This is a genomic window from Variovorax sp. 278MFTsu5.1 (genome assembly GCF_048305045.1).
In the GTDB taxonomy this organism is placed as follows: Bacteria; Pseudomonadota; Gammaproteobacteria; order Burkholderiales; family Burkholderiaceae_C; genus Variovorax; species Variovorax guangxiensis.
On the sequence record NZ_CP157622.1, the window covers coordinates 5,644,642 to 5,670,825 of the forward strand.

At 68.5% G+C, this 26,184-nt stretch carries 26 protein-coding genes; 11 read left to right on the forward strand and 15 right to left on the reverse strand.

The features are described 5' to 3' along the window. Positions 1–9 precede the first annotated feature (9 nt). A complete protein-coding gene (locus tag ABL844_RS26175; protein WP_418129533.1) occupies positions 10–492 on the forward strand; it encodes a hypothetical protein in 483 nt (160 codons plus the stop codon). A 153-nt stretch (positions 493–645) separates the two neighbouring features. On the opposite strand, the gene pilQ is transcribed toward ABL844_RS26175, so the two are convergent. Together pilQ and ABL844_RS26185 are read right to left on the reverse strand one after the other, a co-directional pair. Next, a complete protein-coding gene (pilQ, locus tag ABL844_RS26180; protein ID WP_418129534.1) occupies positions 646–2,769 on the reverse strand; it encodes a type IV pilus secretin PilQ in 2,124 nt (707 codons plus the stop codon). Positions 2,770–2,926: 157 nt separating this feature from the next. After that, on the reverse strand, positions 2,927–4,087 hold the full coding sequence (locus ABL844_RS26185; protein ID WP_184642193.1) for a porin: 1,161 nt from the start codon (positions 4,085–4,087) through the stop codon (positions 2,927–2,929). Between the two features lie 222 nt (positions 4,088–4,309). Here ABL844_RS26185 and ABL844_RS26190 point away from each other — a divergent pair, with 222 nt between their 5' ends. The 4 genes from ABL844_RS26190 to ABL844_RS26205 are packed head-to-tail and all read left to right on the forward strand — an operon-like array spanning position 4,310 to position 9,285. After that, on the forward strand, positions 4,310–5,407 hold the full coding sequence (locus ABL844_RS26190; RefSeq protein WP_418129535.1) for a hypothetical protein: 1,098 nt from the start codon (positions 4,310–4,312) through the stop codon (positions 5,405–5,407). An 18-nt stretch (positions 5,408–5,425) separates the two neighbouring features. After that, positions 5,426–6,163, forward strand: coding sequence for a nuclease-related domain-containing protein (locus ABL844_RS26195; protein ID WP_184642215.1), 738 nt, complete (start codon positions 5,426–5,428; stop codon positions 6,161–6,163). 4 nt (positions 6,164–6,167) lie between these two features. Beyond that, entirely contained in the window at positions 6,168–6,857 is a 690-nt protein-coding gene (locus tag ABL844_RS26200) for a response regulator (RefSeq protein WP_418129536.1), read from the forward strand. 37 nt (positions 6,858–6,894) lie between these two features. Continuing rightward, on the forward strand, positions 6,895–9,285 hold the full coding sequence (locus ABL844_RS26205; RefSeq protein ID WP_418129537.1) for an LPS-assembly protein LptD: 2,391 nt from the start codon (positions 6,895–6,897) through the stop codon (positions 9,283–9,285). Positions 9,286–9,293: 8 nt separating this feature from the next. Here ABL844_RS26205 and ABL844_RS26210 read toward each other — a convergent pair whose 3' ends face one another. The 12 genes from ABL844_RS26210 to nac form a co-directional block, all read right to left on the reverse strand. Next, positions 9,294–10,136, reverse strand: coding sequence for an ABC transporter substrate-binding protein (locus ABL844_RS26210; RefSeq protein ID WP_369660945.1), 843 nt, complete (start codon positions 10,134–10,136; stop codon positions 9,294–9,296). 68 nt (positions 10,137–10,204) lie between these two features. After that, the gene (locus tag ABL844_RS26215) at positions 10,205–10,939 is read right to left on the reverse strand and encodes an amino acid ABC transporter ATP-binding protein (RefSeq protein ID WP_418131958.1); all 735 of its coding nucleotides are present in this window, start codon (positions 10,937–10,939) and stop codon (positions 10,205–10,207) included. 47 nt (positions 10,940–10,986) lie between these two features. Further along, positions 10,987–11,751, reverse strand: a complete 765-nt coding sequence (locus tag ABL844_RS26220; RefSeq protein ID WP_369660944.1) for an amino acid ABC transporter permease — start codon at positions 11,749–11,751, stop codon at positions 10,987–10,989. Between the two features lie 12 nt (positions 11,752–11,763). Then, positions 11,764–12,465, reverse strand: coding sequence for an amino acid ABC transporter permease (locus ABL844_RS26225; protein WP_184642220.1), 702 nt, complete (start codon positions 12,463–12,465; stop codon positions 11,764–11,766). A 39-nt stretch (positions 12,466–12,504) separates the two neighbouring features. After that, complete coding sequence (locus ABL844_RS26230) at positions 12,505–13,257, reverse strand: SDR family oxidoreductase (protein ID WP_418129538.1); 753 nt, start codon at positions 13,255–13,257, stop codon at positions 12,505–12,507. Positions 13,258–13,448: 191 nt separating this feature from the next. Continuing rightward, entirely contained in the window at positions 13,449–14,213 is a 765-nt protein-coding gene (locus ABL844_RS26235) for a LamB/YcsF family protein (protein WP_418129539.1), read from the reverse strand. 29 nt (positions 14,214–14,242) lie between these two features. Continuing rightward, entirely contained in the window at positions 14,243–14,641 is a 399-nt protein-coding gene (locus ABL844_RS26240; RefSeq protein ID WP_418129540.1) for an acetyl-CoA carboxylase biotin carboxyl carrier protein, read from the reverse strand. Then, on the reverse strand, positions 14,638–15,627 hold the full coding sequence (locus tag ABL844_RS26245; protein WP_418129541.1) for a biotin-dependent carboxyltransferase family protein: 990 nt from the start codon (positions 15,625–15,627) through the stop codon (positions 14,638–14,640). The genes ABL844_RS26240 and ABL844_RS26245 overlap by 4 nt, the downstream gene beginning before the upstream one ends. Further along, positions 15,624–16,280: a 5-oxoprolinase subunit PxpB gene (gene pxpB, locus ABL844_RS26250; protein WP_418129542.1), complete on the reverse strand. Its 657-nt coding sequence runs from the start codon at positions 16,278–16,280 to the stop codon at positions 15,624–15,626. The genes ABL844_RS26245 and pxpB overlap by 4 nt, the downstream gene beginning before the upstream one ends. After that, a complete protein-coding gene (accC, locus tag ABL844_RS26255; protein ID WP_418129543.1) occupies positions 16,277–17,632 on the reverse strand; it encodes an acetyl-CoA carboxylase biotin carboxylase subunit in 1,356 nt (451 codons plus the stop codon). Before accC ends, pxpB begins: the two co-directional genes overlap by 4 nt. Positions 17,633–17,645: 13 nt before the next feature. After that, entirely contained in the window at positions 17,646–18,080 is a 435-nt protein-coding gene (locus ABL844_RS26260; protein ID WP_418129544.1) for an acetyl-CoA carboxylase biotin carboxyl carrier protein, read from the reverse strand. A gap of 127 nt (positions 18,081–18,207) precedes the next feature. Next, the gene (nac, locus tag ABL844_RS26265) at positions 18,208–19,146 is read right to left on the reverse strand and encodes a nitrogen assimilation transcriptional regulator NAC (RefSeq protein ID WP_184642227.1); all 939 of its coding nucleotides are present in this window, start codon (positions 19,144–19,146) and stop codon (positions 18,208–18,210) included. A 143-nt stretch (positions 19,147–19,289) separates the two neighbouring features. Here nac and ABL844_RS26270 point away from each other — a divergent pair, with 143 nt between their 5' ends. Both ABL844_RS26270 and ABL844_RS26275 read left to right on the forward strand, forming a co-directional pair. Then, positions 19,290–20,528, forward strand: a complete 1,239-nt coding sequence (locus ABL844_RS26270) for an aspartate transaminase (RefSeq protein ID WP_418129545.1) — start codon at positions 19,290–19,292, stop codon at positions 20,526–20,528. A 25-nt stretch (positions 20,529–20,553) separates the two neighbouring features. Further along, a complete protein-coding gene (locus ABL844_RS26275; RefSeq protein ID WP_184642229.1) occupies positions 20,554–21,225 on the forward strand; it encodes an RraA family protein in 672 nt (223 codons plus the stop codon). A 13-nt stretch (positions 21,226–21,238) separates the two neighbouring features. Here ABL844_RS26275 and ABL844_RS26280 read toward each other — a convergent pair whose 3' ends face one another. After that, on the reverse strand, positions 21,239–22,165 hold the full coding sequence (locus ABL844_RS26280) for a LysR family transcriptional regulator (RefSeq protein ID WP_418129546.1): 927 nt from the start codon (positions 22,163–22,165) through the stop codon (positions 21,239–21,241). A 117-nt stretch (positions 22,166–22,282) separates the two neighbouring features. Here ABL844_RS26280 and ABL844_RS26285 point away from each other — a divergent pair, with 117 nt between their 5' ends. From ABL844_RS26285 to ABL844_RS26300, 4 genes are read left to right on the forward strand one after another with little or no spacing between them, the layout of a single operon-like run. Next, positions 22,283–23,221, forward strand: a complete 939-nt coding sequence (locus ABL844_RS26285) for a dihydrodipicolinate synthase family protein (protein WP_418129547.1) — start codon at positions 22,283–22,285, stop codon at positions 23,219–23,221. Positions 23,222–23,274: 53 nt separating this feature from the next. Next, positions 23,275–24,246: a Bug family tripartite tricarboxylate transporter substrate binding protein gene (locus tag ABL844_RS26290; RefSeq protein WP_418129548.1), complete on the forward strand. Its 972-nt coding sequence runs from the start codon at positions 23,275–23,277 to the stop codon at positions 24,244–24,246. Further along, entirely contained in the window at positions 24,236–24,946 is a 711-nt protein-coding gene (locus ABL844_RS26295; protein WP_184642233.1) for an SDR family NAD(P)-dependent oxidoreductase, read from the forward strand. The genes ABL844_RS26290 and ABL844_RS26295 overlap by 11 nt, the downstream gene beginning before the upstream one ends. 40 nt (positions 24,947–24,986) lie before the next feature. Further along, on the forward strand, positions 24,987–26,153 hold the full coding sequence (locus ABL844_RS26300) for a mandelate racemase/muconate lactonizing enzyme family protein (RefSeq protein ID WP_418129549.1): 1,167 nt from the start codon (positions 24,987–24,989) through the stop codon (positions 26,151–26,153). Positions 26,154–26,184 lie beyond the last annotated feature (31 nt).

Here is a 26,184-nt window from a genome sequence, read left to right on the forward strand (position 1 = left end):
ATACGGGTCATGAACAGTCCCCGGTATCGCAACCCACCCAGCGCCTCGCGCGAGTCCCTCGCGGCACTGCGCGCCTTCCGCCTCGACGGCCTGCCGGCATTGGCGCATGCGCAGGGCTTCCCTCCGGAGCTCACCATGCGGGCCCGATGGGACGGCAGGACGCAGTCTTCTTCCATTGCCACGGCGCGTTCCCGCAGGTCCTCCTGGCTGCCGCGCATCGCGGGCCTGCTGGCCTTCGGTGCGCTGGCCTTCGGCATCTTCTTGGCCGGCAGCGACACCTGCACGCGGCGCGAACCTGCCGCGGGCGGCAGCTACAGCCGATCGACCCTCGCACCGATCACCGCGAGCGACACCGCAAGCACGAGCCCGCGCGACGGCGGCTGCAAGCGCAGCCCAGGCGGCTTCGGGCAATCGAAGACTCGCTCGGTGTCTCCGGGCGGAAGGAGCGATGGCTTTTCTGGAGCGGGCTCGCTGGCGCCCTGCTGTCTCTGATCATCGAAGGGCTGCGCCAGATCCTGCGCCTGGCCGTCCACGGCTAGCCGACGGCAGCCGATGAGCCGGGCGCTTCCCGTTCGATCGCGGGCAGCCTGAAGAAGCCGCGCAAGGCTCCCACATGGTCAGGTACATGGACCGGGCCGACCCGGCTCACCGCGCCGCGTTCCGATCCGAAATCATCTTCGGGCTGATGAAGATCAGCATCTCGGTCTTGTTGTTGACCCGGCTGCGGGTGCGGAACAGCGCGCCGACCATCGGAAGTTCGCCCAGCACCGGCACGCGCGATTCCGAGTTGGTGTCGGTCAGCTCGAAGACGCCGCCGATGACGACGGTGCCACCGTTCTCCACCAGCACTTCGGTCTGGATGTGCTTGGTGTTGATGGCGTAGCCTGCCGTGGTCGACTGGCCCACGGTGTCCTTGTTCACGTCCAGCGCCAGGATGATGTTGCCCTCGGGCGTGATCTGCGGCGTCACTTCCAGCTTGAGGTTGGCCTTGCGGAAGGCGATGGAAGTCGCGCCGCTCGATGTCGCGACCTGGTAGGGCAGCTCGGTACCCTGCTCGATCAGTGCCTTGGTCTGGTCGGCCGTCACCACGCGCGGACTCGACACCACCTTGCCCTTGCCGTCCGCTTCCAGCGCCGAGATCTCGAGGTTGAGCATCTTCGTCAGGCCCGAGTTGAAGAGCGACAGCGCGAAGGTGCCGACCGCGTCGCCCGTCGTGCTGGTCGCCGGCAGGTTGACGAAGCTGGTGCTCGAATAGGTGTTGGTGCTCGTGGTGGTGGTCACGCCGCCCGTGGTACTTGAACTCACGGAAGGCGTCACGCCCACCGACGAGTTCGCGTTGACGAAACCGCCGCCCAGCTTCGCGCCCAGCGACTTGCTGAAGGTGTCGGTCGCCTCGACGAAGCGCGCCTCGATCAGCACCTGCCGTATCGGCACGTCCAGCTTCTGGATGAGCTCGGCCACCTGCGAAAGACGCGAGGGAATGTCGGTCACGAAGAGCTGGTTGGTGCGCACCTCGGCCAGCACGCTGCCGCGTGAACTCAATATGCGCGTCGCGCCGCCCGAGCTGCCGCTGCCTCCGCCGGCGCTCGTGCCGGTGCCGGAGAGCCCCTGCGCCACCGTGGCCGCCTTCGCATAGTTGAGCTGGAACGACTGCGTGCGCAGTTGCTCGAGCCCCTGCAAGGTGGCCTGGGCCTCGGCCTTTATCTTGTCCTTGGCGTTGAGCTCGTCCTCGGGCGCGATGCGCAGCACGCTGCCGTTCTTGCGCATGCCGAGGTTCTTCGCCTCCAGGATGATGTCCAGCGCCTGGTCCCACGGCACGTCCTTCAGCCGCAGCGTGAGCGAGCCGGTGACCGAGTCGGAGGTGACGATGTTGAAGCTGGTGAAGTCCGCGATCACCTGCAGCAGCGAGCGGATCTCGATGTTCTGGAAATTCAGCGACAGCTTCTCGCCGTTGTAGCCCACGCCCTGCGTCAGCTTGGTCGGATCGACCTTGCGCGGGCGCACCTCCACCACGAACTGGCTGTTGCTCTGGTAGGCGCTGTGGTCCCAGTCGCCGCGCGGCTCGATCAGCATGCGCACGCGGTCACCGGCCTGCTGCATGCTCACCGTCTGCACGGGCGTGCCGAAGTCGGCCACGTCGAGCTTGCGGTTCAGGCCCTCGGGCAGCTGCGACTTCGTGAATTCGACGACGAGGTTCTTGCCCTGCTGGCGGATGTCCACGCCGACCTGGTCGTTGGGCAGGCTCACGATCACGCGGCCCGCGCCTTCAGTGCCCAGGCGGAAGTCGACGTCGCGCAGCGGCAGCACGTCGCGGTTGCGGTTCTCCGCGAATTCGAAGGGCGTAGCGGCCACCAGAGCCGGGCCCGCCGCGGATTGCAGCGACACCAGCAGCGACTTGCCGCGCACCTCGGTCTTGTAGGCGGTGGCCTCTTTCAGGTTGAGCACGAGGCGCGTGCGTTCACCCGCCTGCACCACGTTCACGGAACGCAGGTTGCCCTGGTTCATCTCGATGGCCTCGCGGCCCAGGCTGCTGCGCATGCCCGGAAAATCGAGCGCGATGCGCGCGGGCGACTGGATGGCGAAGCCGTTGGGCGCTGCGGCCAGCGGCTCGGAAAAATCGACACGCAGCACTTCGCTGCCTGCCTGCAAGGAGCCCGTGACCGACTCGATCCTGTTCTGCGCCTGCGCCGCCGTGAGCGACCCGAAGGCGACGAGCAGGAACACGGACGCGCGCAACCGGCGCGCGATCGCGAATATCTGTTTGTTCATTTGACTGCCTTGAAATGCGGCACCTTCTCCTCGCTGCCCTGAGCTTCCCTCCCGAGTGCAGCGTGTTCCGGAGACCGCGCAAGCCGTTGCGCGCGGCCGGAACGGGCAGCGCGGCGCCTCTGTGGCGGCCGCGCTGCCCCGTCACATCCTCACGCGATCAGAACGCGTGGCGGATGCCGAAGTCGTAGCCGGTGGAGGAACGCGGCAGGCCGGTGTAGCTGGTGCCCGTGCTGCCATAGCCGGTGGTGCTGGCCGACACCAGGCTGCCCGTGTAGTTCACGTCGTTGCGGTTGTTCACGCGCGCCACCGTCGCGTACAGCGCCGTGCGCTTGGACAGGTTGTGCACGTAGCCGATGGCGAACTTGCGCGCCAGCGGGTCCTCGCCCGTGATGCCGGCCGCGCCTTCGTTGTAGCGCACCTGCGAGTACGCCACGCGGATCAGGCCCGCGCCCACCGGCACCGTCGCGCCGATCAGGTAGCCGTTGTAGCTGTCGTGCGTGTCGGCCACTGCCGCGTAGTCGAACTTGTTCTTCACGTTCGACAGCTCCCCGAACAGCTTCACGGGACCGAAGTCGTACGAGGCGCCCAGGTTGATGGTCTGCACGCTGCGCTGCAGCGCGGTCGTGTCCACGACGGTGCTGCGGCCCACGCCCAGGGCGACGTCCAGCGGGCCGTTGGCGTAGCCGAAGCGGCCACCCACGTAGCGGCCAGCGCTGCTGCTCGAGGCGGCCGTGGTGCTGGTGGCGTCGGTGCTGGCGTTCTCGTGCAGCGCGTACTGGAACTGGCCGTAGAAGCCGCCCAGGTTCGGCGGCAGGAAGTAGCCGATCGAGTTGCTGGCGCGCACGTAGTTGGCGTTGTTGAGGGTGGTGTTGCCGCTGACGGTGCTGATGACGTTGGTGCCCGAGCCGTTGGTGCCGAACGGGTCGAAGACGGTGTCGTTCCAGAAGGTGGGCGTGTAGTCGCGGCCCAGGCGCAGTTCGCCGAAGCCGCCCGACAGGCTCACGGTGGAGCGGCGGGCGAAGGTGGAGATGCCGGTGGCGCCGTCGTCGTTGGTGATGGGCGCTTCGAGCCAGAAGCTCGCGGCCAGCCCGCCGCCAAGGTCTTCGGTGCCGCGGAAGCCGATGCGGCTGGAGTTGTAGCCCGAGTTGCCCAGGCTGGTCTTGCTTTGCTTGACCGACGCGCCGGTAGTGGTGTCGCGCGAGGTCGTCGACTGGTAGGTCAGGCCGGCGTCCACGACGCCGAACAACGTGACGGACGATTGGGCACAAGCCAGGCCGCAGACGGCCAGGGCAGCGAATGCCGTGAGGGTTTTCTTCATTCAGGGTTCTCCAGTTTCAGGTCTGTTGCGGCCGCTCGGTATCGACCGGCTGTACGCATCGTTTCGTCCAATTCGGGAGGAATTTGGTGGTTTGGTTTTCCTGCGCGCGGAGTGTTGTTCGCGCACATCAGACCTCTTCGCGTGAGCGTTACACCGCCCTTCAAATTTCTCCCAGATCACCTGAAAAGATCCGTGCATGACGAAGCTGGAGACCCGAAGGTGATGCGTTCACGAACCCTGCTGGCGGCCATGTGCGGCGTACTCGCCATCGCCTGCGCCAGCACGAGCATCGCGATGGTCCATCGCACTTCGCAGCAGCTTGCCGCGCACATGCTCGCCGGCCATGCCACGCAAGGAGCACCCACTGCGCCACGCGCGCAGGCGGACACACGCTCCTGGTGGTCCGCCTTCGAAGACCCCGCGCTGGACAGGTTGATTGCCGCGTCGCGCGACGGCAATGCCGAAGCCGGCATTGCCGCGACCTACATCGCGCTCAAGGTGAAGACGCTGGAGTCGAGCTACCTGGAGAACACGCGCGCGGCCATCGCGCGGCAGACGATGCTGATCAAGGGCGCGAAGCTGCCGTACGACGACTTTGCGAAACAGCTCGCGCAGCGCCAGTCGGGCGCGCAGGCCACCATCGAGAAACTGCAGGCACAGCGCGCGAGCTACATCGCCTACCTCGCGAAACAGTGCCACATGAGCGAAGCGGCGCTCGGCGAGATGCTCGCCGATGCATTGCAGGACAAATCGCTTCCCCGCTTCGCGGCCGAGGTGCCGCGCGAGCTGCCGATGACGGTGCTCGCCAACAGGAACGACATCAACCTGGCTGCCGCGCTCTACGACGCCGACCCGGCGGCGATGCCCGCGGGCACCATCGATGCGGCGGCAACCGACGAAGCGCAGGACATCGAAGTGCCCGGCAAGCCGCTCTATGCACGCGCGGTCGCGCAGGCGCGCGAGCAGGTCGCCGAGGCGCTGCGCCGCCTGCAGATGCAGAGCGACATCGCAAACACCGCCTACGCGCGCGTGGTGAATGCGCGCGCGGGCTTCGAGGTGTCGAAGCGGCGGCGCGACCGTGGAGAGATTTCAGAAGTGCAGCTCATGGAGGACTTCCAGGGCCTGCTGCTCGACCTGCATGTGCTGGCCGCGGCCAACGGCGAGCTCGCGCTCGCATGGGTCGTTCTCATGGGAAGCATCGGAAGCGGTGCATCCATCGACACCGTCGCCGACCCGCGCTCCGCACAAGCCGAGCGCACAGGACAGAACGAGCAAATGCCGTTTCTGCACAAAGTCTCCCGAAAGTTGCGCAATCCTTGAGTTCCGAAGGAGCACCGAATGACCACAGCCCTGCACAAAGTTCCGGCCCGCCCCGTGCTGACACTGGCCGGCCACGGACACAAGAAGCCGGACCCCGCCGCGCTCGCGCGCCGCGCCTGCTCCCCCGACAGCGAACCCGCGACCAGCGCCGCCACCACGCTGGCCATCCAGCAGCTCGCCGCCGCGTTCCAGCCTGCGTTCGGACGCATGCACGTGCTGCGCGACCTCGTCATTCCCATGTACGAAGGCAGCGCCGTTCCCACGGCCCGCTTCGACGTCGCGCTGGTTTGCGAGGCCGGCGTGTACCTGTTCGAGGTGAAGGGCTGGCGCAACGCGGTGGTGTATCGCAAGACCTCCACGCAAACGGTGCCGCGCTGGTTCCTGCGCCAGCACGGGCACTCTCTGGCCCGCGAGGTGAAGGACCCGGCCTGGCAGTGCGGCCGCAAGACCACACACCTGCGCAGCCTGATGCCTTCCGACCTGCGCGTGCAGTACTTCGTGATGCTGCCCTTCGACGGCGTGGAGCTCGAAGGCGTGATGCCCACCGTCGTTATCACGCCGCAAGACCTTCCCTACATCGCGCGTGTGGCGCGCAACAACGGCCGCAGCGAGCAGGGCTACCCCATGCTCGACAACGCCGCCATCGACCGCACGCTGCAGCTGCTGACCGACCTGCAGGGCGAGCTCACGGTGGACGACCACATGCGCAACTGCCGCGAGCGCACCGCGCAGCCCGGGGCCCTGAAGCTGCAATGACGCGATGAGCCGCATCCTGCTGGTGGAGGAAGGCCACGACGCCGCCTCGGTGCTGCTCGACGAACTGCGCCGCGCGGGGCACGAGACCGAGCACATCGAGGACGGCGCGGTCGCGCTGCACCGCATCCTGACCTCGCCGCCCGCGCTCACCCTGCTCGACGTGGAGCTGCCGCGCGTCAGCGGCCTGCAGATACTGGAGAAGATCCGCGCGCGCAGCGACCACCCGATCATCATGCTCACGGCGCTCGCGCAGGAGTCGGACCGGCTGCGCGGCTTCGATCTCGGCGCCGACGACTACGTGTGCAAGCCCTTCTCGCCGCGCGAGGTGGCGGTGCGCATCGGCACGGTGCTGCGCCGCTACGCGCAGCGCCAGCGCGTCGCGCGCCCGAGCATGCCGATCACCTTCGGCGCGGTACGCGGCTGCGCGATCCTCGACGGGCACTACCTGCCGCTGACCCGCCGCGAATCGCTGCTGCTGCGCGCGCTCTCCAGGGAGCCGGGCAAGGTGCTGACGCGCTCCAAGCTGCTGGAGGCCGCCTTCCCGGAAGCGCTGGACGTCAACGAGCGCGTGGTCGACACGCACATCAAGAACCTCAGGAAGAAGCTGGCCACCGTCTCGGCCGCGCACGACTGGATCCGCTCGGTCTACGGCGTCGGCTTCGCATGGGAATCGCAGGCCAGGCAGGACGCCTGAGCGGATACCGGCCTCTCTCGCACACTCTTCTCTTCACATGAAACTACGCTGGCGCGGGTTGTTTCCGCTGCCGCCGATGGTGCTGCTTTCGCTGCTCATGCTGCGCGCGCAGACGGCCACGGCACAGGAAGACACATGGACCGAGGCGCCGCTCACGCTGCGCCGAACGCCCGAGCTGGCCGAAGCCATCCCGCCGGCCGAGCGCGGTCTGCGCCCCAGCATCGTCGATGGCGACAGGCTCCGCGGCCGGCCCGACCTCGAAGTGACGGTGGAGGGAAATGCCACGCTGCGGCGCGGCGACACGCGCATCACCGCCGACCGGCTCGAATACCAGCCGCCGGGCGACCTCGCCTCGGCCACCGGCAACGTGCACCTGAACCAGGCCGGCAACGTGTACGAAGGCCCCGAGCTGCACCTGAAGGTCGAGAGCTTCGAAGGCTTCTTCGACCATGTGCGCTACACGCTGCTGGCCAACGGCGCGCACGGCAAGGCCGAGCGCATCGACTTCGTCGATCCGAAGGTGTCTGTGGCGCGGCATGTCACCTACACCACCTGCCTGCGCGAGAACTACCCGGGCTGGATGCCCGCGTGGATGCTGACTGCGGTCACGATGGCCACCGACTCCGAGACCAACCTCGCGACCGCCACCGACGCACAGATCACCTTCCTCGGCATCACCACGCCGCCCATACCGTCGGTGAGCTTCCCGCTGAACAACGCGCGCCAGAGCGGCCTGCTCCCGCCGGTGATCGGCTTCGACACCACCAACGGCTTCGAGTATCTGCAGCCCTACTACTGGAACATCGCGCCGAACCGCGACCTCACGCTGTACCCGGAACTCATGAGCAACCGGGGCGTGAACTTGGGCACCGAGTTCCGCTACCTGGAGAAGACCTACAGCGGCCAGATCCGCATCGACGAGATGCCCAGCGACAGCCTGCGCGACCGCAACCGCTGGGGCCTGTGGGCCAGGCACAGCCAGCAGTTCGACCCCAAGCCCTTCGGGCTGGATTCGCTGAGCACCTCGTTCAACATCAACCGCGTGAGCGACGACGACTACTGGCGCGACTTCACGCACTCGCCCACGCTGACCTCGCGCACGCTCACCAACGAGGTGGACCTCAACTGGAGCAAGGGCGACTGGAGCGGCCAGGCGCGCACTCTCTCCTACCAGACGCTGCAATACGCGGCCTCGCCGATCACGCCCTCGTACAACCGCGTGCCGCAGATCACGGCCAACTACAACAAGTACGACTGGCACGGCTTCGACGTGTCGGGCACGCTGGACTACTCGCGCTTCGAGGTCGACTCGGCCTATTCGCCCACGCTCAACGGCATCAAGCAGCCCAATGGCGAGCGAATGGTGGGCAACCTGCAGATCAGCCGGCCGTGGATCACGCCGGGCGGCTACGTCATTCCGAAGCTGCTGCTGCACACGGCCTCCTACCAGCTCGACTCGGCGCTGGCCAGCGGTGCGACCTCCATCAGCAGCGTGGTGCCCACCGTGAGCCTCGACAGCGGCCTGGTGTTCGAGCGCGACACCAATCTCTTCGGCCGCGCATGGCGCCAGACGCTGGAACCGCGAGCTTTCTACGTGCGCACGCCCTACCGCGACCAGAGCCAGCTGCCGGTGTACGACACGGCCGCCAACGACATCAGCTTCGCCACCCTCTACACGGAGAACGCGTTTTCGGGCAACGACCGCATCTCCGACACCAACACGCTGACCACGGGTGTGACCACGCGGTTGATCGACCCGACCACCGGCGCCGAGTCGGCGCGCTTCGGCATCGCGCAGCGCTTGCGCTTAAGCGACCAGAACGTCACGCTGCCGGGCGGCACCGCAGTGACCGACCGCTCGGGCGACTTCATCCTCGGCGGGCAGGTGCACTGGAACCCCAAGTGGAGCATCGACGGCCTGGCCCAGTACAACATGGACACCGGCAAGAGCACGCGCGACGCGCTCACCCTGCGTTACACGCCCGCGCCGTATCACACGCTCACCGCGGCCTTCCGCTACCAGGCCGACAGCACCACCACCGCGAACGACGGCACGAAGACGGTGGACTTCAACTGGCAGTGGCCGCTGAGCGAGCTGACCAGAGGGCTCTTCGGCGAAAGAAAACCCGGCGACCCGGGCCGCTGGTACGCGGTGGGCCGGCTGAGCTACAGCCTGCACGACCGCGCGATGTCAGACAGCCTGATCGGCGCCGAGTACAACGCCTGCTGCTGGGTCGGCCGCGTGGTGCTGGAGCGGCTGGTGTCGGGCCGCACGACGCCCGACACGCGGCTGATGTTCCAGATCCAGTTCAACGGCTTCGGCAACATCGGCTCGAACCCGACGAGCACGCTGCTGCAGAACATTCAGGGCTATCAGCCGCTGAACACCCAAACGCAGGAACCAAGCCGCTTCACCAACTACGATTGAGGCTCAGCTCAGGGCAGCATCTCGAACTTGAGCTCGGCCAGCGGCGTGACCTTCTCTTCGCGCACCATCTTGTATTCGGTGTTCGGGCCCAGCCACTTGGCCCAGAGGCGGTCGAGTTCGCCCGACTTCTCCAGCGCATAGAGGGCCGCGTTCACCTTCGACAGCAGCACGGGCTCGTCCTTCTTCATGCCGATGCCCACGGGCTGCAGCACCATCGGCTCGCTGATCATCTTCAGCGCCACGCCGCCGGTCTTCGACTGGTTGACCAGCTTGGTGATGGTCATGGTGTTGGCGACCATGCCCACCGACTTGTTCTGCTGCACCGCCATGAAGGCCGAGCCGGTGTCCTGGAAGGTGACCGGCTCGGAGCCGTTCATCTTGATCGACAGCTCGGAGGTGGAACCCTTGGTCGAGCTAAGGCGCTTGCCCTTGAAGTCGGCCTTGGTGGTGCCGGGGTCGGAGGCCTTCACGGCCAGCATCTCCTTGGCCACGTAGTACGGGTCGCTGAACTGGATCTGCTCGCCGCGGCTCCTGGTGTAGGCCAGGTTCGCGATGGTCACGTCGACGCGGCCGAGCTTCACTTCGGGCACGCGCGCTTCCACCGACAGCGGCGTGACCTTGGCGGTGAGGCCCAGCTCCTTGGCCAGCGCGTTGCACAGGTCGACGTCGTGGCCCACCATCTCGCGCGTCTTGGGGTCGGGCGCGGCGAAGGGCGGAACGTCGGCGAAGGTGCCGCACCTGAGTTCCTTGCGCTGGCTGATGTCGCTCCACTGGTCGGCGTGCGCGAGCAGCGAGGCCGCGCCAAGACATGCACCGACGGCGCAGAGACGAAAGACGGTCTGGTTCGACATGGGGAACTCCTTGTGTGGGATTCGAGGCGAGAAAGCGGAGAGAAAGGCGAAGAGAAAACCGGTGCGGCTCAGTGCGCGCGCAGGTCCGACAGGAAGCGCTGCGCGCGCGGATGCTGCGGGCTGCCGAAGAAGGTGGCGGGGTCGGCCTTCTCGAGGATGCGCCCCGCGTCCATGAACCAGACGCGGTCGGCCACCTCGCGGGCGAAGTTCATCTCGTGGGTGACGCACATCATGGTCATGCCGTCGTGCGCCAGCGCGCGCATCACCGACAACACCTCGCCCACCATCTCGGGGTCGAGCGCGCTGGTGGGCTCGTCGAACAGCATGGCCGGCGGCTCCATCGCCAGCGCGCGGGCAATGGCCACGCGCTGCTGCTGGCCGCCGGAGAGCTGTGCCGGGTATGCGCCCGCCTTGTTCGACAGGCCCACGCGCTCCAGCAGCTGCCCGGCCTTGGCCTTCGCGTCGGCGCGCTTCACACCCAGCACGCGCATCGGCGACTGCATGATGTTCTCCATCACCGACAGGTGCGGAAACAGGTTGAAGCTCTGGAACACGAAGCCGATGCGGCTGCGCAGTTTGTTCAGCGCCGCGCTGCCCATGGGTGCGTGGATGTCGTGGCCGTCGAAGAGCAGTTGTCCCGACTTCACTTCCTCCAGCCGGTTCACGGTGCGGATCAGCGTGGACTTGCCCGAGCCCGAAGGGCCGCAGACCACCACCACCTCGCCCTTCTTCACCTCGGCGTTGATGTCGGCCAGCGCCTGGTAGTCGCCGTACCACTTGTTGATGTTCGAGAACAGGATCATGGTGTCGTCCCTGGCGGGCGATGTGTGGGGAGCGGGCGTCGTCATGGTCATGGCTGTGGCGCCGCCACCGGCGAAGGAAGCGGCGTGCTGTCTCCGGCCGCGGGTTGGACCTGCACCGCGCCGAGCCGCTTGTGCGCGATGCGCCGCTCCAGCCATTGGGTGAGCTGGGTCAGGCTGAAGCAGACCACGTAGTAGGTCATCGCCAGGATGAAGAACACCTGGAAGGGCTTGGTCAGCAGCTGGTTGTTGATCTGGTTGGCCGCGAAGGTGAGTTCCTGCACGTTGATCACGTAGCCCAGCGTGGTCTCCTTGATGGTGGAGATGAACTGGCTCAGCATGCTCGGCAGCATGTTGTAGAGCGCCTGCGGCAGGATCACGAACCACATGGTTCCCAGGTGGCTGTGGCCCAGCGCGCGCGCCGCCTCGGTCTGGCCCTTGGGCAGGGCCTGGATGCCCGCGCGCACCACCTCGGAGAGATACGCGCCCTCGTAGATCACCAGCGTGCACAGCATGGTGGTGAAGCCCGACACCTCGCGCCCGATGAGAAGCGGCACCAGGAAATAGACCCACAGGATCACCATCAGCAGCGGCACGCCGCGCACCACGTACACCAGCACGGTGGCGGGCCAGCGCAGCACGCGCCAGGGCGACAACCGCGCCAGCGCGAGCAGCACCGACAGCGGAAAGGCCAGCACAATGCCCAGCACCGAGAGGATCAGCGTGGCGACGATGCCGCCGAGCGGACCGTTGGGGTACTGGCCGACCAGCAGCAGCAGCCAGTTGTCGCGAAGAATTTCGTAGACGCTGTACATGCGATGCCCCGCTTACCTTGTTCCCGCGATGCGATAGCGCCGCGACAGCCATCCGCCCACGGCCATGATGAGCAGCGAGCACACCAGGTACAGCACGGTGGCCACGCTGTAGGCCTCGAAGGTGCGGAAGCTCTGGCTCTCGATCTCCTTCACCGCGTGCGTCAGCTCGGCCACGCCGATGGCCATGGCCAGGCTGCTGTTCTTGAAGAGCGACACGCTGTGGTTGACCAGCGCCGGCACCGCATTGCGGATCGCCTGCGGCAGCATCACGTGGCGCATCGAGCCGATGTAGCCGTGGCCGAGCGCGCGAGCGGCCTCGGCCTGCCCCGCCGGCACGGCGCGCAGCCCCGAGCGCATGTCCTCGCTGAAGTAGGCGGCCTGGCACAGGCCGAGCGCGACGATCGACAGCAGCCGCTCCGCGTTGTTGGCCGACAGCCAGCCCTGCAGCGCGTCGGGCAGCAGGCTGAAGATGCCGAAGTACCAGAACATGAGCTGCACCAGCGTGGGCACGTTGCGGTGGTAGGAGACATAACCGGCCACCGCGCGTTCGGCGATGCGGTTCGGCGTGAGCCGCACCACCAGCAGCACGACAGCCATGGTCATCGCCAGCAGCCAGGAGCCGGCCGCGATCCTCAGCGTCTCCAGCATGCCGTGCAGCAGCATGTCGCCGAACTCCGGTTTCAGCAGGATCGCCAACAGGTCGAAGTCCTTCATGCGCTGTTCCTTTGGCTGGCGTGCATGGACCTGGGGGAATCAGCCGCGCGGAGTTTCGGGCCGGGTGGTCGAGAGGCCGCCGGGCACCTGCAGCGTGGGCGTGATCTCCATGTGCCCCACGTTCACCGCAATGGGCGCCGCGATGGCGAAGGCGATGGCGCCGGCGATGTCCTCGGCCTGCGGCAGCTCAAATCCCTCGACGAAGCGCTTGTAGGTGTCCTCGGAGTCGCCGTGCACGTGCGCGAAGATGTCCGTGGCCACGCGCCCCGGACAGATCTCGGTCACGCGCACGCGCTTGCCGAAGCAGTCGATGCGCAGCTGGCGCGACAGCATGCTCACCGCAGCCTTGGTCGCGTGGTAGGTGCTGTTGCCGCCGAAGTTGTAGGCGCCGGCGATGGAGCTGATGTTGACCACGTGCCCGCGGTCGCGCGCGACCATGCCCGGCACCACGAGCCGGCACAGGTGCAGCACGGCGCGCAGGTTCACGTCCACCAGCAGATCGATGCCCTCGGCGTCGGCCTTGAGGATGGAGCCGGGGCGATCGACGCCGGCGTTGTTGACCAGCACGTCGAACTCGACTTCCTGCGCGAGCCGGGTGATCCCCGCGACGTCGCTCACGTCGACGGCGTGCGGAACGCAGCCGGTGCGCGCGGCCAGGTCGGCCAGCTTGCCGGCGCTGCGCGCCAGCGCATGCACCTTCAGGCCTTCCTTGCTCAGGCGCTCGACGACGGCGGCGCCGATGCCCGAGGAGGCTCCGGTCACCAGTGCGGTCTTGTAGTCGGAAAACGGCATGTTCGGTTCTTTCGTTGGGGGCAGATGAGTGCCTGGATTTCACTGTAGCCAGCGCCCGCGGGCGGCGCCAAGACGGATTGGCTGTGGAGAGATAAGCCGCCCTTATGTCGCCCGCGATCCGTGCATATGGGTAAGGGTTAGCACCATGTTCGTGCCCCGACGCCCCACCGGTCAGGCGCGCTCAGGTGCGGTCAAGTGGATTGCCTGGAGATGGGCACCACGCGTCCCGCCTGCTCCACCACGCCGCGCACGGCACGCGCCAGCTCCACCGCGCCGGGGGTGTCGCCGTGCAGCAGGATCGAATGCACGCGCATCGGGATCTTCCGGCCGGTGACGCTGGTGACGGTGCCGTCTTCCAGCAGCTGGCGCGCGCGCGCCAGCACGGCGTCGCGCTCATGGATGACGGCGCCGGGCAGCTTGCGAGGCACCAGCAGGCCGTCGTCTCCACAGGCGCGGTCGGCCAGGAAGGTCCGGCGCACGCGCAGGCCGCAGCGCTCGGCCGCGTCCTCGATGGCTCGGCTGGCGGAGGTGCTGACGGTGAGCGTGGGGTCGAAGTCGGCCACAGCCCGCACCAGCGGCTCGGCCAGCGCGGCATCGGCCGCGGCCATGTTGCCCAGTGCGCCATGAAAGCTCATGTGCGTCATGCGGTGGCCGGCGGTGCGGGCCATGCCGTCGAGCGCGCTCAACTGGTAGAGCACATAGGCCACCAGTTCCTTCGTCTCGATCTGCATCTGGCGGCGCCCGAACCCCATCAGGTCGGGAAAGCCCACGTGCGCGCCCACGTCCACGCCGCGCTGGCGCGCCATGCGCACGGTGCGGTCCATGATGACCGGGTCGCCCGCGTGGAAACCGCAGGCCACGTTGGCGGAGGAGACGATGTCCAGCAGGGCTTCGTCCTCGCCCATGCGCCAGGGGCCGAAGCCTTCGCCGAGGTCTGCGTTCAGGTCGATGTCCATGATGGGGAGTCCTTCTCTTTCTCGTTCTGTCAGAAAGGATGCAGATCGATCAGCGGGCTGCCGTAGCCGACGGCGACACCGTCGGCCGCACGGATGCCGTCGACGATGCCCGCCTGCGGCGCCGTCACCGGAAGCAGCAGCGGGCCGATCTTCAGCAGGCCGACGGCCTGGCCGGCCGCCACGCGCGCGCCGATGCGTGCCAGCGGCACGGCGGCCATCGGATGGCCGTGCAGGAAGACGCCGAGCGAAGGGGCGCGGATCGATACGAGTTCGATCTCTTCTTCCTCCTCTTCTTCCGGCAGCTCGACGATGTAGTCGCCCTTCCGTCCGAGGCGCAGCGTGCCCTGCGGCGTGCGCAGTTCGAGCAAACCGATGTCGGTGCCGGCCAGCCAGGCGGCGAGTCGGGAGACGTCCTGCATGCCGGTCATTTCGTGGCGGCGGGCGCGCCGCGGTGCAGTTCGACCATCCGCGCCACCTTGTCGAGCCAGCCGCGCACCTCGTCCAGCGCGTCCAGTGCCTCGTCCCAGGTGGTCTCGATGAAGCGGATGCGGCTGCCGATGGGCGCCTGCCCCAGGCGCCACATGTCGGCCTCGATCACGGTGCCGAACTTGGGGTAGCCGCCCGAGGGCTGGGCGTCGCGCATCTGGATGATGGGCTGCCCGCTGTGCGGCACCTGGATCACGCCGGGCACGATGCCGTGCGAGCGCAGCTCCATCGGTGCGATGGGCCGCAGCGCCTCGCCTTCGAGGCGGTAGCCGTAGCGGTCGCTGTGCGGCGTGATCTTCCATTCGCCGCCCCAGAAGGCCTCGCGCGAGGCTGGCTCGAAGGCCATGTACTCGGCGGCGGGCAGCACGCGCACGGCCGCGACGCCGCCGCGCTCCAGCGGCAGCGCGAGCGACGGAGGAACCAGACCGAACCCGGTGCGGCACACAGCCCCGGCTCCAGCCGCGCGCAGCAGATCGCCCTTGCGCAGCGCGCGCCCCTCATGGCCGCCGAAGGCGCCGCGCAGCTGGGTGCTGCGCGAGCCCAGCACCTCGGGCACGTCGATGCCGCCGGCCACGCACAGCATGGCACGGCTGCCGCGCTGGGCGCCGCCCCGCGGCAGGCCCAGCGTGAGCACTTGGCCTGCGCGCGCCTGGTGCACCCACCAGGGCAGCAGAAGCTGCTCGTCGAGCCGGGCGGCGCAGTCGGCGCCGGTGAGTGCGAAGGCGCAGTCGTCGTCGAAGAGCACCTTGAACGGGAACACCGGCACCTCGACGGCGGCCGCGCCGAGCGCATTGCCCAACAGCAGGTTGCCGGCGGCCAGCGCGAGGTTGTCCATGGCGCCCGAAGTGCCCACGCCCCAGCGCAGGCTGCCGGTGCGGCCCAGGTCCTGCACGGTGGCGAGCGCGGCGGAGGAAAGTATCTCGATCATCGGACGATGCCCTCCACGCGGAAGCGGATCATGTCGCCCGGCTGCAGCATCGCGGGCGGGTCCTGCGCGGGGTCGAAGAACACCATCGAGGTGGTGCCGATGGTGTTCCAGCCGCTGGGGCCGGCCGATGCCGACACGCCCGTCTGCGCGCCGCCGATGGACACGGCGCCGCCGGGAATGCTCAGCACCGGCACCTTGCGCCGGGGCGTGGCGATGCGCGGGTCCATGCCGCCCAGGTAGCAGTAGCCCGGGTGGCTGCCCAACGCGTACACCGGATAGAGCGGCGTGCTGTGCAGCTCGACGATGGCGTCGATGCCAAGCCCCGTGTGCGCCATCACGTCGGCCATGTGCGGACCGCCCTCGCCGCCATAGACCACAGGCAGCTCGACGATGCGGCCCTCGCGCGGCAAGGCGGTGGCCACGTCCCAGGCTTCGCACAGGCGCGTGCGCAACGCGTCGAGCTGGCGCGGCGCGCGCGTGAAGCTGAGCATCAGGTTGTTCATGCCCGGCACGGCCTCGCGCACCTCGGGCCAGCGCTCGGCCTCGCGCGCCAGCGCCCAGATGCGCTGCTGCGAAGGCAGGTTCATGCCGCCGGGCGCCTCGAAGAGCAGCGCGGTGGTGCCCAGGAGGCTGATGGATGGTGCCGTGCTCACGCCGCGCTCCTTTGCTGCAGCCAGCGTTCGAGATGATGGATATCGACGCCGCCGGCCGCGAAGCCCTCGTCGCGCAGCAGCGCGCGGTGCAACGGCACGTTGGTGGCGATGCCCTCCACGCGCGTCTCGGCCAGCGCCATGCGCATGCGCTCGAGCGCGTCGGCGCGGCTCGCGCCGTGCACGATGAGCTTGGCGATCATCGAGTCGTAGTACGGCGGCACGCGGTAGCCCGTGCCCGCGTGCGAATCGACGCGCACGCCGAAGCCGCCGGGCATATGCCAGCCGGCGATGCGCCCCGGCGAGGGCGCGAAAGTGTCGGGGTTCTCGGCATTGATGCGGCACTCGATGGCGTGGCCCCGGCAGTGCACGTCGGCCTGCGCGATCGACAGGCGCTCGCCGCGCGCCATGCGAAGCTGCTGCTGCACGATGTCGATGCCGGCGGTCATCTCCGTCACCGGGTGCTCGACCTGCAGGCGGGTGTTCATCTCGATGAAGTAGAAGGCGCCCTTCTCGTACAGGAACTCGAAGGTGCCGACGCCGCAGTAGCCGATCTGCCGGCACGCCGCCGCGCAGCGCTCGCCTACCTCGGCCAAGAGCGCCTCGTCGATGCCGGGCGCGGGCGCTTCCTCGATCACCTTCTGGTGGCGGCGCTGCAGCGAGCAGTCGCGGCTGCCCAGCCACACGGCGTTGCCGTGGCTGTCGGCCAGCACCTGGATCTCGACGTGGCGCGGGTGCAGCAGGAACTTCTCGATGTAGACCTCGGGGTTGCCGAAGGCCTGGCGCGCTTCCTCGCGCGTGAGCGCCATCGCTCCGGGCAGCGCCGCTTCGTCGTGCACCACGCGCATGCCGCGTCCGCCGCCGCCGCCCGCGGCCTTGACGATGACGGGGTAGCCGATCTCGCGCGCCAGCGCCTGCACGGCGGCGGCATCGTCGGGCAGCGCCTCGTCGGGGCCGGGCACGCAGGGCACGCCGGCCTTGCGCATCGCACGCTTGGCGGAGACCTTGTCGCCCATGGTGCGGATGCAGGCGGCGCTGGGGCCGATGAAGACCAGGCCGGCCTGCTCGACGCGCTGCGCGAAGCCCGCGTTCTCCGACAGGAAGCCATAGCCGGGATGGATCGCCTGCGCGCCACTCACTTCGGCGGCGAAAAGAATGGCGGACTGGTTGAGATAGCTCTGGCCCGGCGCGGCGGGGCCCAGGCACAGGGCCTGGTCTGCCTGCGCGACATACACCGCGTCGCGGTCGGCCTCGGAGTGCACGACCACGGTACGCAGGCCGAGCCCACGGCAGGCGCGCTGGATGCGCAGGGCGATCTCGCCCCGGTTGGCGATGAGGACGGTGTCGAAGGACATCGCGCGTGCCTCCTCAGGCGAAGCGGAACAGGGGCTGCCCCGCTTCCACTTCCTGGCCCGACTGCACGAGCACCTGCTGCACGGTGCCGCCCGCGTCGGCGCGGACCTCGTTGAACATCTTCATCGCCTCGATCACGCACAGCAGCTGGCCCGCTTCCACGGCCTGGCCCTGCCGCACGAAAGGCGGTTCGCCCGGTGCGGGCTGCAGGTGCACCACGCCGTGCAGCGGCGCGAGGCATTCGGTACCGGCGGCCGTCGGATCGGCACTTGCTTCCAGGGCCTGTCGCGGAGCCCTGCGTGCGGCGGAAGGCGCCCGTGCAGCGGGCGCAACGCCCAGCGCCGCGAGCTTCACCAGCCGCAGCGTGCTGCCGTTCTCGCTGAATTCCAGTTCCGCCAGGTCCGATGCGGCCAAAGCGTCGATGAGCGTCTTGATCTGTTCCTGCTTCATGCCGGGGCTTCGATGGCCGACGCGTTCCGCGAACGCGTGACGGCATGCATGAAAGGTAGCGGGCAGCGGGCACAAAGCCCAAGACGGATTGGCTGTGCCGGGATAAGGGCGGCTTATGACGGCCGGCTCAGGACAGGGCGGCGATCTCGGGCTCGGGCGTGGACGCGACGGTGCCCGCGAGGTCGGCCACCAGTTCGAGCAGGATGTCCTTCACCGCCTGCGCCGGCTCCGACAGTGGCAGGTGGTCGGACTGGCACAGCGCCAGCGGCGCCTCGATGACCGGATCGACGATGGGGAACTGCCATGCGCCGCAGCTCGCCACCACCTCGCGCGCCATCGACGCCGGCAGGATGGTGGCGCCCAGCCCGTCGGCAATGGCCGCCGTGAGGGTGAAGGCCGATTCGATCTCCGCCACCACGCGCGGCACCATGCCCGCGCGCACGAAGGCCGCGTCCACCAGCTTGCGCACCACGTTGTAGGGGCGCGGCAGGAAGAGTTCGATGTCGCGCAGGTCGGCCAGCTTCACCGGCTGCGAGGGTGCGGGCATCGAGGCCGGCCCGACCAGGAAGAGCGGTTCCTTCAGCAGCGGCAGGAAGCTCAAGCCGTGGATGGCCTTGTCGCCGTAGAGCACGGCCAGGTCCATGCGGCCGTTCATGATGAGTTCGCTGAGCGTGGTGCCGTAGTTCTCGTTCAGGTAGAGCAGGATGCCCGGGTGCCGCGCGCGCACGGTGCGCAAGAGCGGCAGCGAGAGCGCCGATGCCGCCGTACCCGGCGCCAGGCCCACCGACACCTGGCCCGACAGTCCTTCGCCGGCGGCTTCCATGTCTACACGGGCCTGCTCGCACTGGCGCAGGATGATCTGCGCGTGGCGGTACAGCACCTTGCCGGCCTCGGTGGGCGTCACGCCGCGCTTGGTGCGCACCAGCAGTTGCTGGCGCACTTCGCCTTCGAGCGTGGCCAGCTGCTGGCTCAGCGCGGGCTGGGCGATGAAAAGAACCTCGGCCGCCTGAGTGAGGCTTCCGATGTCCACGATCTTCACGAAGTATTTGAGGCGTCGCAGGTTCACGCCTTGTCCCCAAGCAAAAGCCAAGCCTAGCACCGGCCCCGCGCGGCGGATATGGGTGCTCACCATGAGTCATAAGCTGCGCCTATACGACCAGTGCAATCTCGTCTTGGCCTCGCGGGATCGATGTGCGTACCGTTCGGTCCATGCAAGCCACCAACCCACACGCTGCTTCCCACGCTGTCTCCAGAATCGCCGCCCGCGTGCGGCGCATCAAGCCCTCGCCCAGCACCTCGGCCGCCGACCGCGCCAACGAACTGCGCAGGCAGGGCAAGTCGATCGTGAACCTCGTGGTGGGCGAGCCCGACTTCGACACGCCCGCGCACATCCGCCAGGCCGCGGCGGCCGCCATCGAGCGCGGCGCCACGCGCTACACGCTGATGGCGGGCACGGTGGAGCTGCGCGAAGCCATCGTCGCCAAGCTGCAGCGCGAGAACGGCCTGAGCTACGCGATGAACGAGATCATCGCCACCAGCGGCGCGAAGAGCGCGATCTACAACGCCTTCGCGGTCACGCTGGAGCCGGGCGACGAGGTGATCATCCCGGCGCCCTACTGGGTGTCGTATCCCGACATGGTTCTGGCCTGCGAGGGCACGCCCGTCACCGTGGCCTGCCCCGAGGCCAACGGCTTCAAGCTGACGCCCGCGCAGCTCGAGGCGGCCATCACGCCGCGCACGCGCTGGCTGCTGATCAACTCGCCGAGCAACCCGACCGGCGCGAGCTACACGGCCGCCGAATACCGCGCGCTGGCCGAAGTGCTGGAACGCCATCCGCAGGTGATGGTGATGACCGACGAGATCTACGAGCACATCCGCTTCGACGGCGAACCGCTGCCGCACATCCTCGGCGTGGCGCCCTCGCTGCGCGAGCGCACGCTGATCGTGAACGGCGTGTCCAAGACCTACGCGATGACGGGCTGGCGCATCGGCTACGCGGCCGGCCCGGCGGACCTGATCAAGGCGCTGGACACGCTGCTGTCGCAGTCCACCGGCAACTGCTGCTCGGTGAGCCAGGCGGCGGCAGCGGCGGCGCTCAACGGCGACCAGGCCTTCGTGGCCGAGAGCGTGGCCGTCTACCGGCAGCGGCGCGACCGCACACTGGCGCTGGTCAACGACATTCCCGGCCTGAGCTGCGCCACGCCGCCCGGCGCCTTCTACCTGTACATCAACTGCGGCGGCCTCATCGGCAAGACCACGCCCGAGGGCAGGCAGCTGCGCGAAGACGGCGACGTGGTGATGTACCTGCTCGAAAGCGAGGGCGTGGCGGTGGTGGCGGGCACGGCCTACGGGCTCTCGCCCTACTTCCGGCTTTCCATCGCCACGTCGCTCGAGACGCTGGAAGAGGGCTGCAAGCGCGTCGCGCGCGCCGTGGCCGCATTGCGCTGAAGACTTCAAGACGAGGACGCTCCCCATGCCCTACAAAGCCATTCGCAAGAACCCGTCGGCACCGCAGGTGGCGCCGCACATCATTGCCGCGCTGCGCGACATCCCGGTGGCCGCGCTCAGCGACAACATGCACCGCAACATCGGCAGCGTGGGCCTGCAGCCCTATCACCGCCCCGGCCACAAGACCATGGCGGGCACGGCCGTGACCGTGAAGACGCGCGGCGGCGACAACCTCACGCCGATGCGCGCCTTCGAGTTCTGCAGGCCCGGCGACGTGCTGGTGATCGACGCGGGCGGCGACCTCAACAACGCGGTGATCGGCGGCATCCTGTCGTTCTACACCGCGACCATCGGCACCGCCGGCCTGGTGCTCGACGGCGCCATCCGCGACGTGGCCGAGATCCGCGAGCGCGACTACCCGGTGTACGCGCGCGGGGTGAACCACCGCGGCCCGTACAAGGACGGCCCCGGCGAGATCAACGTTCCGGTGTCGGTCGGCGGAATGATCGTGAACCCCGGCGACATCGTGGTGGGCGACCAGGACGGCCTGATGGCCTTCCCGCCCGACGAGGCGGAGCTGCTGATCGAGAAGGCGCGCGCGCACCTGGAGACCGAGGCGCGCACCATCGCGGCGATGAAGGAAGGCCGCTGGGACCGCAGCTTCCTCGATGCCCTCGAAGCGCGCTGCGCCAACTGAAACGAAGTGCTGATCAGCCAGCTTCGCTGACCAGCCCCCACAACGCCTCCGCCACCGGCGCCATCTGCGCCTGCTGGCGGTACAGGCGTATGTCCACCGGCACGCGCCAGCCGCCCGCGCCGGCATCGACCAGCGCGCCGCCGCGCAGATCGTCCGACACCAAACTCATCGGCAGCCATGCGAGGCCGCGGCCTTCGAGCGCCATGGTGCGCAGCAGCGCGGCATGGTGCGCGGTGAAAACGATGGACAGCGACGCGGCGAAGTCCTTGCCGAACTCGATGTCCTGGATGGCACGCATGATGCGGCCCAGGCCCGAGGCCTCGCTGTAGGCCAGCACGGAGGGCGACTGGCCCTTGCCCAGCGCATGCAGCGGGGCGCCGCCGGTATCGGGCGCGCTCACTGGCACGAGCACGTCTTCGCTCAGCCGCCGCACGGGGTACTGCGCCTCGTCGAGCCGGCCCGGCGCATCGGCATGGCCGTGGCACAGCACGAACTGCACGCGGCGCTGCAGCATCAGGTCTTCGCAGGCGTAGGAGCTGTCGGAAATGGTCTGGATCGGGCCCATGCTCAGCCGCGATTCCACGCTCGCGAGCCAGCGCGGAAAGAAGGTGAGCGAGAGCACATGCGTGGCGGCGAAGCTCAGGCTGGCGGCTGCCAGGTCGTGCGCGGCGCGGGCCTTGATGCGCGCGGCCTCCAGGCCGGCCAGCACTTCCTGCAGCAGCGGCTGGAAGCGCTTGCCGGCGGCCGTGAGCGCAGTGGGGTGCGCACTGCGGTCGAACAGATCGACGCCCACCCATTCCTCCAGCGAGCGGATGTGGCGGCTGAAGGCGGGCTGCGCGATGGAGCGCGCCTGCGCGGCGCGCGAGAAATTGCCGGTCTCGGCCAGGGCCAGGAAGTCTTCCAGCCATTCGAGGTCGAGGGGTCGGTTGCCGGGGCCCATGCGCTGCGCGGTCGGTCGGGTTGAATAGTTGTATGCGATTCGAGTATTGGACGGTCCGCACCCCGCCGGCAAAAGATGCACCCATTCCTGCACCTTGAACCACCACGGAGACACAGCATGCCTTCCATCGCGAATTATCGCGGGATCATTCCCGCCATTTCCTGCCCCTTCACGGCCGACCACCGCATCGACGAACCCGCGCTGCGCAAGCTGGCCTCCTGGCTCGCCGGCCATGACGGCGTGGTGGCGGTCATGACCAACGGCCACACCGGCGAGGTGTTCTCGCTCACGCCCTCGGAGCGCGCCGAGGTCACGCGCATCGTCGCCGACGAGTTGCGCGGCCGCATGCCGGTGATCTCGTCGATCGTCTGCGAAGGCCTGGCCGAAGCCGCCGAGCACGCCCGCGCCGCCCAGGCCGCCGGCGCGGTGGCGCTGGACGTGATGCCGCCGCACCACTGGCTGCGCTTCGGCTTCACGCCCGGCCACGCGCTGCAGTACTTCGAGGCCATCCACCGCGCCGCGCCCGAACTGGACCTGGTCTGCCACGTGTACCCGGCCTGGACGCGTGCCTCGTATTCGTCGCAGCTGCTGGCCGAACTGGCGCGCCTGCCCTACCTGCAGGCCTTCAAGGTGGGCCAGCGCGACATGAACAAGTACGCCCGCGACATCCAGGCGATACGCGAGGCCGATGCTTCCAAGGCCATCCTCACCTGCCACGACGAGTACCTGCTGGCGTCGATGGTGCAGGGCGTGGACGGCGCGCTGGTCGGCTTCGCGACCTTCATCCCGCAACTCATCATCGACCTGTGGAACGCGGTGAAGGCCGGCGACCTTAAGAAGGCGATGGCGGTGCAGGCGCTCATCACGCCGCTGAAGGACGCGGTGTACGGCGGCGGCGAGCCCACCGGCGAGGCCCACGCCCGCATGAAGGGCGGCATGTACCTGGCCGGCGTGCTGGAGAACGCCACGGTGCGCCCGCCCACGGAGGCGCCCAACGCGCGCGAGATGGACGCGCTGCGCGCCGCCGTCGAGCAGGCGGGCCTGTCGAATCGCTGACAGCAGGGGGCCGCCGCGCCCCTCGATGAAAAGAAAACCAGGAGACAAGAGACATGCAACGCAAGCACTTCCTGCGCGCCACGCTGGCCGCGCTCGCGCTGGCCGCCGTATCGACCGCCGGCCTCGCCCAGAACTGGCCCGCCCGCCCGGTGCGCATGGTGATTCCCTTCCCGCCCGGCGGCACGCTCGACACGGTCGGCCGCCTGCTGGCGCAGAAGCTGGGCGAGCAGACGGGCCAGACCTTCATCGTGGAGAACCGCCCCGGCGGCAACGGCGTGATCGGCGCCGACGTGGTGTCGAAGGCACCGGCCGACGGCTACACGCTGCTGTTCAACGCATCGACCTTCACCACCGCGCCGATGACCATGAAGTCGGTGCCCTACGAGGTGGTGCGCGACTTCACCCCGGTGGCGCTGGTGGCCAAGGCCCCGCTGTCGGTGGCGATCAACAAGAACCTGCCGGTGACCGACGTGAAGTCGCTCATCGCATACGCCAAGGCGCACCCCGGCAAGATGACCTTCGCGGTGGGCTCGATCGGCTCGGCGGGGCACCTGTCGACCGAGCTGCTCAAGCGCGCGGGCGGCGGGCTCGACTACCTGATCGTGCCGTACAAGGGCACGGCGCCTGCCTTCCAGGACCTGATCGGCGGGCAGATCGACGGCTTCATCGACCCCATCCTCGGCTCGCTGCAGTACCACAAGAGCGGCATGCTGAAGGTGATTGCCGTCACCTCGGCCACGCGCGCCACCAGCCTGCCGAACGTGCCCACGGTGGGCGAGAGCATCCCTGGCTACGAGTTCTACAGCTGGTACGGCCTGTGGGGCCCGGCGAAATTGCCGCCGGCCATCACGCAGCGGCTGAACGCCGAGGTCAACAAGGCGCTGGGCACCGACATGCGCGAGACGCTGAACGCGCAGGGCCTGCTGCTGACGCCGGGCAGCGTCGAGGACTTCGCGAAGTTCCAGGCCGAGGACATGGCGCGCTCGAAGAAGATCATCACCGAAGGCAACATCCATGTCGAATAAGGGAGCCCAGCTTCCGCACGCCGTGGTGACGGGCAGCAGCGGCGGCATCGGCCGCGCCATCGCCTCGCACCTGCTGCAGTCGGGCTGGCGCGTGAGCGGGCTGGACCTGGCCGCGCCCACGCTGTCGTCCCACGCCGGCTTCACGCACATGGCGGTGGACCTCAGCGACGCCGCCGCCATTGCGCGCACCGCCTCGGCGCTGCAGGACGCGGGCGCGCTGGTGCACGCGGCCGGCGTGCTACGCGTCGGCCCGCTGGGCGAACTCGACCATGCGGGCGGCGAACTGATGTGGCGCCTGCACGTGGACGCTGCCACGCGCCTGGCCGACGCGCTCGTGCCCGCGATGGCGGCGCGTGGCAACGGCCGCGTGGTGTTCGTCGGCAGCCGCGTCGCGCAGGGCCTGCCCGGGCGCGGCCAGTACGCCGCGACCAAGGCCGCGCTGATCGCGCTCGCGCGAAGCTGGGCGGCGGAAGTCGCCTCGCACGGCGTGACCGTCAACGTGGTGTCGCCCGGCGCCACGCAGACATCGATGCTTCAGGACCCGGCCCGCGCGGGCAGCGCACCGCGCCTGCCGCCCATCGGCCGGCTGATCCAGCCCGAGGAGATCGCGGCGCTCACCGGTTTTCTTCTTTCGCCGCAAGCGGCGGCCATCACGGGGCAGGACATCCCGATCTGCGGCGGCTCGTCGCTGCATCTCTGAACCTCTTTCGCTTTCCCTCTCTTCCATCCGGAACCCGACCATGAAAATCGTCAACATCCTCGAATCCACCCGCCCCATCAAGTCGGACATCCGCAACGCCTACATCGATTTCTCGAAGATGACACTGAGCCTCGTGGCGGTGGTCACCGACGTGATCCGCGACGGCAGGCCCGTCGTCGGCTACGGTTTCAATTCCAACGGCCGCTACGGCCAGGGCGGGCTGATCCGCGAGCGCTTCCTGCCGCGCCTGCTGGAGGCCAAGCCGGCCTCGCTGCTCGACGAGACCGGCGACAACCTCGATCCGCACAAGATCTGGGCCCGCATGATGATCAACGAGAAGCCCGGCGGCCATGGCGAGCGCTCGGTAGCCGTGGGCACCATCGACATGGCCGTGTGGGACGCCACCGCCAAGATCGCCGGCAGGCCGCTCTACCAGCTGCTGGCCGAGCGCTACGGCACCGGCAAGCCCGACCCGCGCGTGTTCGTCTACGCGGCGGGCGGCTACTACTACCCCGGCAAAGGCCTCGAAGGCCTGCAGCGCGAGATGACCAGCTACCTGGAGCGCGGCTACTCGGTGGTGAAGATGAAGATCGGCGGCGCCACGCTGGCCGAGGACTGCGAGCGCATCGAGTCGGTGCTGAAGATCCTCGGCCCCGGCCAGCAGCTCGCGGTGGACGCCAACGGCCGCTTCGATTTGCAGACCGCCATCGACTACGGCCGCGCGCTCTCGCAATACCCGCTCTTCTGGTACGAGGAAGCCGGCGACCCGCTCGACTACGAACTGCAGGCCAAGCTGGGCGAGGTGTATGCCGGCCCGATGGCCACGGGCGAGAACCTGTTCTCGATGCAGGACGCGCGCAACCTCATCCGCCACGGCGGCATGCGCCCCGACCGCGACTGGCTGCAGTTCGACTGCGCGCTGAGCTACGGCCTCGTCGAGTACCTGCGCACGCTCGACATGCTGAAGGAGAACGGCTGGTCGCCCTCGCGCTGCATTCCGCACGGCGGCCACCAGATGTCGCTGGCCATCGCGGCCGGCCTCGGCCTGGGCGGCAACGAGAGCTACCCCGACCTGTTCCAGCCCTACGGCGGCTTCCCCGACGGCGTGAAGGTGGACAACGGCTACGTCACCCTGCCGCCGCTGCCGGGCATCGGCTTCGAGGGCAAGGCCGATCTGATCTCCGAGATGCGGGCGCTCGCCAGCTGATGAACTGACGAGCTACCGGGCCGACGGTGCG

Excerpts from the sequence above, each read along its gene's own strand:
- ABL844_RS26175 (WP_418129533.1), top strand. The coding sequence starts at position 10 with ATGAACAGTCCCCGGTATCGCAACCCACCCAGCGCCTCGCGCGAGTCC.
- pilQ (WP_418129534.1), bottom strand. The coding sequence starts at position 2,769 with ATGAACAAACAGATATTCGCGATCGCGCGCCGGTTGCGCGCGTCCGTG.
- ABL844_RS26185 (WP_184642193.1), bottom strand. The coding sequence starts at position 4,087 with ATGAAGAAAACCCTCACGGCATTCGCTGCCCTGGCCGTCTGCGGCCTG.
- ABL844_RS26190 (WP_418129535.1), top strand. The coding sequence starts at position 4,310 with ATGCGTTCACGAACCCTGCTGGCGGCCATGTGCGGCGTACTCGCCATC.
- ABL844_RS26195 (WP_184642215.1), top strand. The coding sequence starts at position 5,426 with ATGACCACAGCCCTGCACAAAGTTCCGGCCCGCCCCGTGCTGACACTG.
- ABL844_RS26200 (WP_418129536.1), top strand. The coding sequence starts at position 6,168 with ATGAGCCGCATCCTGCTGGTGGAGGAAGGCCACGACGCCGCCTCGGTG.
- ABL844_RS26205 (WP_418129537.1), top strand. The coding sequence starts at position 6,895 with ATGAAACTACGCTGGCGCGGGTTGTTTCCGCTGCCGCCGATGGTGCTG.
- ABL844_RS26210 (WP_369660945.1), bottom strand. The coding sequence starts at position 10,136 with ATGTCGAACCAGACCGTCTTTCGTCTCTGCGCCGTCGGTGCATGTCTT.
- ABL844_RS26215 (WP_418131958.1), bottom strand. The coding sequence starts at position 10,939 with ATGATCCTGTTCTCGAACATCAACAAGTGGTACGGCGACTACCAGGCG.
- ABL844_RS26220 (WP_369660944.1), bottom strand. The coding sequence starts at position 11,751 with ATGTACAGCGTCTACGAAATTCTTCGCGACAACTGGCTGCTGCTGCTG.
- ABL844_RS26225 (WP_184642220.1), bottom strand. The coding sequence starts at position 12,465 with ATGAAGGACTTCGACCTGTTGGCGATCCTGCTGAAACCGGAGTTCGGC.
- ABL844_RS26230 (WP_418129538.1), bottom strand. The coding sequence starts at position 13,257 with ATGCCGTTTTCCGACTACAAGACCGCACTGGTGACCGGAGCCTCCTCG.
- ABL844_RS26235 (WP_418129539.1), bottom strand. The coding sequence starts at position 14,213 with ATGGACATCGACCTGAACGCAGACCTCGGCGAAGGCTTCGGCCCCTGG.
- ABL844_RS26240 (WP_418129540.1), bottom strand. The coding sequence starts at position 14,641 with ATGACCGGCATGCAGGACGTCTCCCGACTCGCCGCCTGGCTGGCCGGC.
- ABL844_RS26245 (WP_418129541.1), bottom strand. The coding sequence starts at position 15,627 with ATGATCGAGATACTTTCCTCCGCCGCGCTCGCCACCGTGCAGGACCTG.
- accC (WP_418129543.1), bottom strand. The coding sequence starts at position 17,632 with ATGTCCTTCGACACCGTCCTCATCGCCAACCGGGGCGAGATCGCCCTG.
- ABL844_RS26260 (WP_418129544.1), bottom strand. The coding sequence starts at position 18,080 with ATGAAGCAGGAACAGATCAAGACGCTCATCGACGCTTTGGCCGCATCG.
- ABL844_RS26270 (WP_418129545.1), top strand. The coding sequence starts at position 19,290 with ATGCAAGCCACCAACCCACACGCTGCTTCCCACGCTGTCTCCAGAATC.
- ABL844_RS26275 (WP_184642229.1), top strand. The coding sequence starts at position 20,554 with ATGCCCTACAAAGCCATTCGCAAGAACCCGTCGGCACCGCAGGTGGCG.
- ABL844_RS26280 (WP_418129546.1), bottom strand. The coding sequence starts at position 22,165 with ATGGGCCCCGGCAACCGACCCCTCGACCTCGAATGGCTGGAAGACTTC.
- ABL844_RS26285 (WP_418129547.1), top strand. The coding sequence starts at position 22,283 with ATGCCTTCCATCGCGAATTATCGCGGGATCATTCCCGCCATTTCCTGC.
- ABL844_RS26290 (WP_418129548.1), top strand. The coding sequence starts at position 23,275 with ATGCAACGCAAGCACTTCCTGCGCGCCACGCTGGCCGCGCTCGCGCTG.
- ABL844_RS26295 (WP_184642233.1), top strand. The coding sequence starts at position 24,236 with ATGTCGAATAAGGGAGCCCAGCTTCCGCACGCCGTGGTGACGGGCAGC.
- ABL844_RS26300 (WP_418129549.1), top strand. The coding sequence starts at position 24,987 with ATGAAAATCGTCAACATCCTCGAATCCACCCGCCCCATCAAGTCGGAC.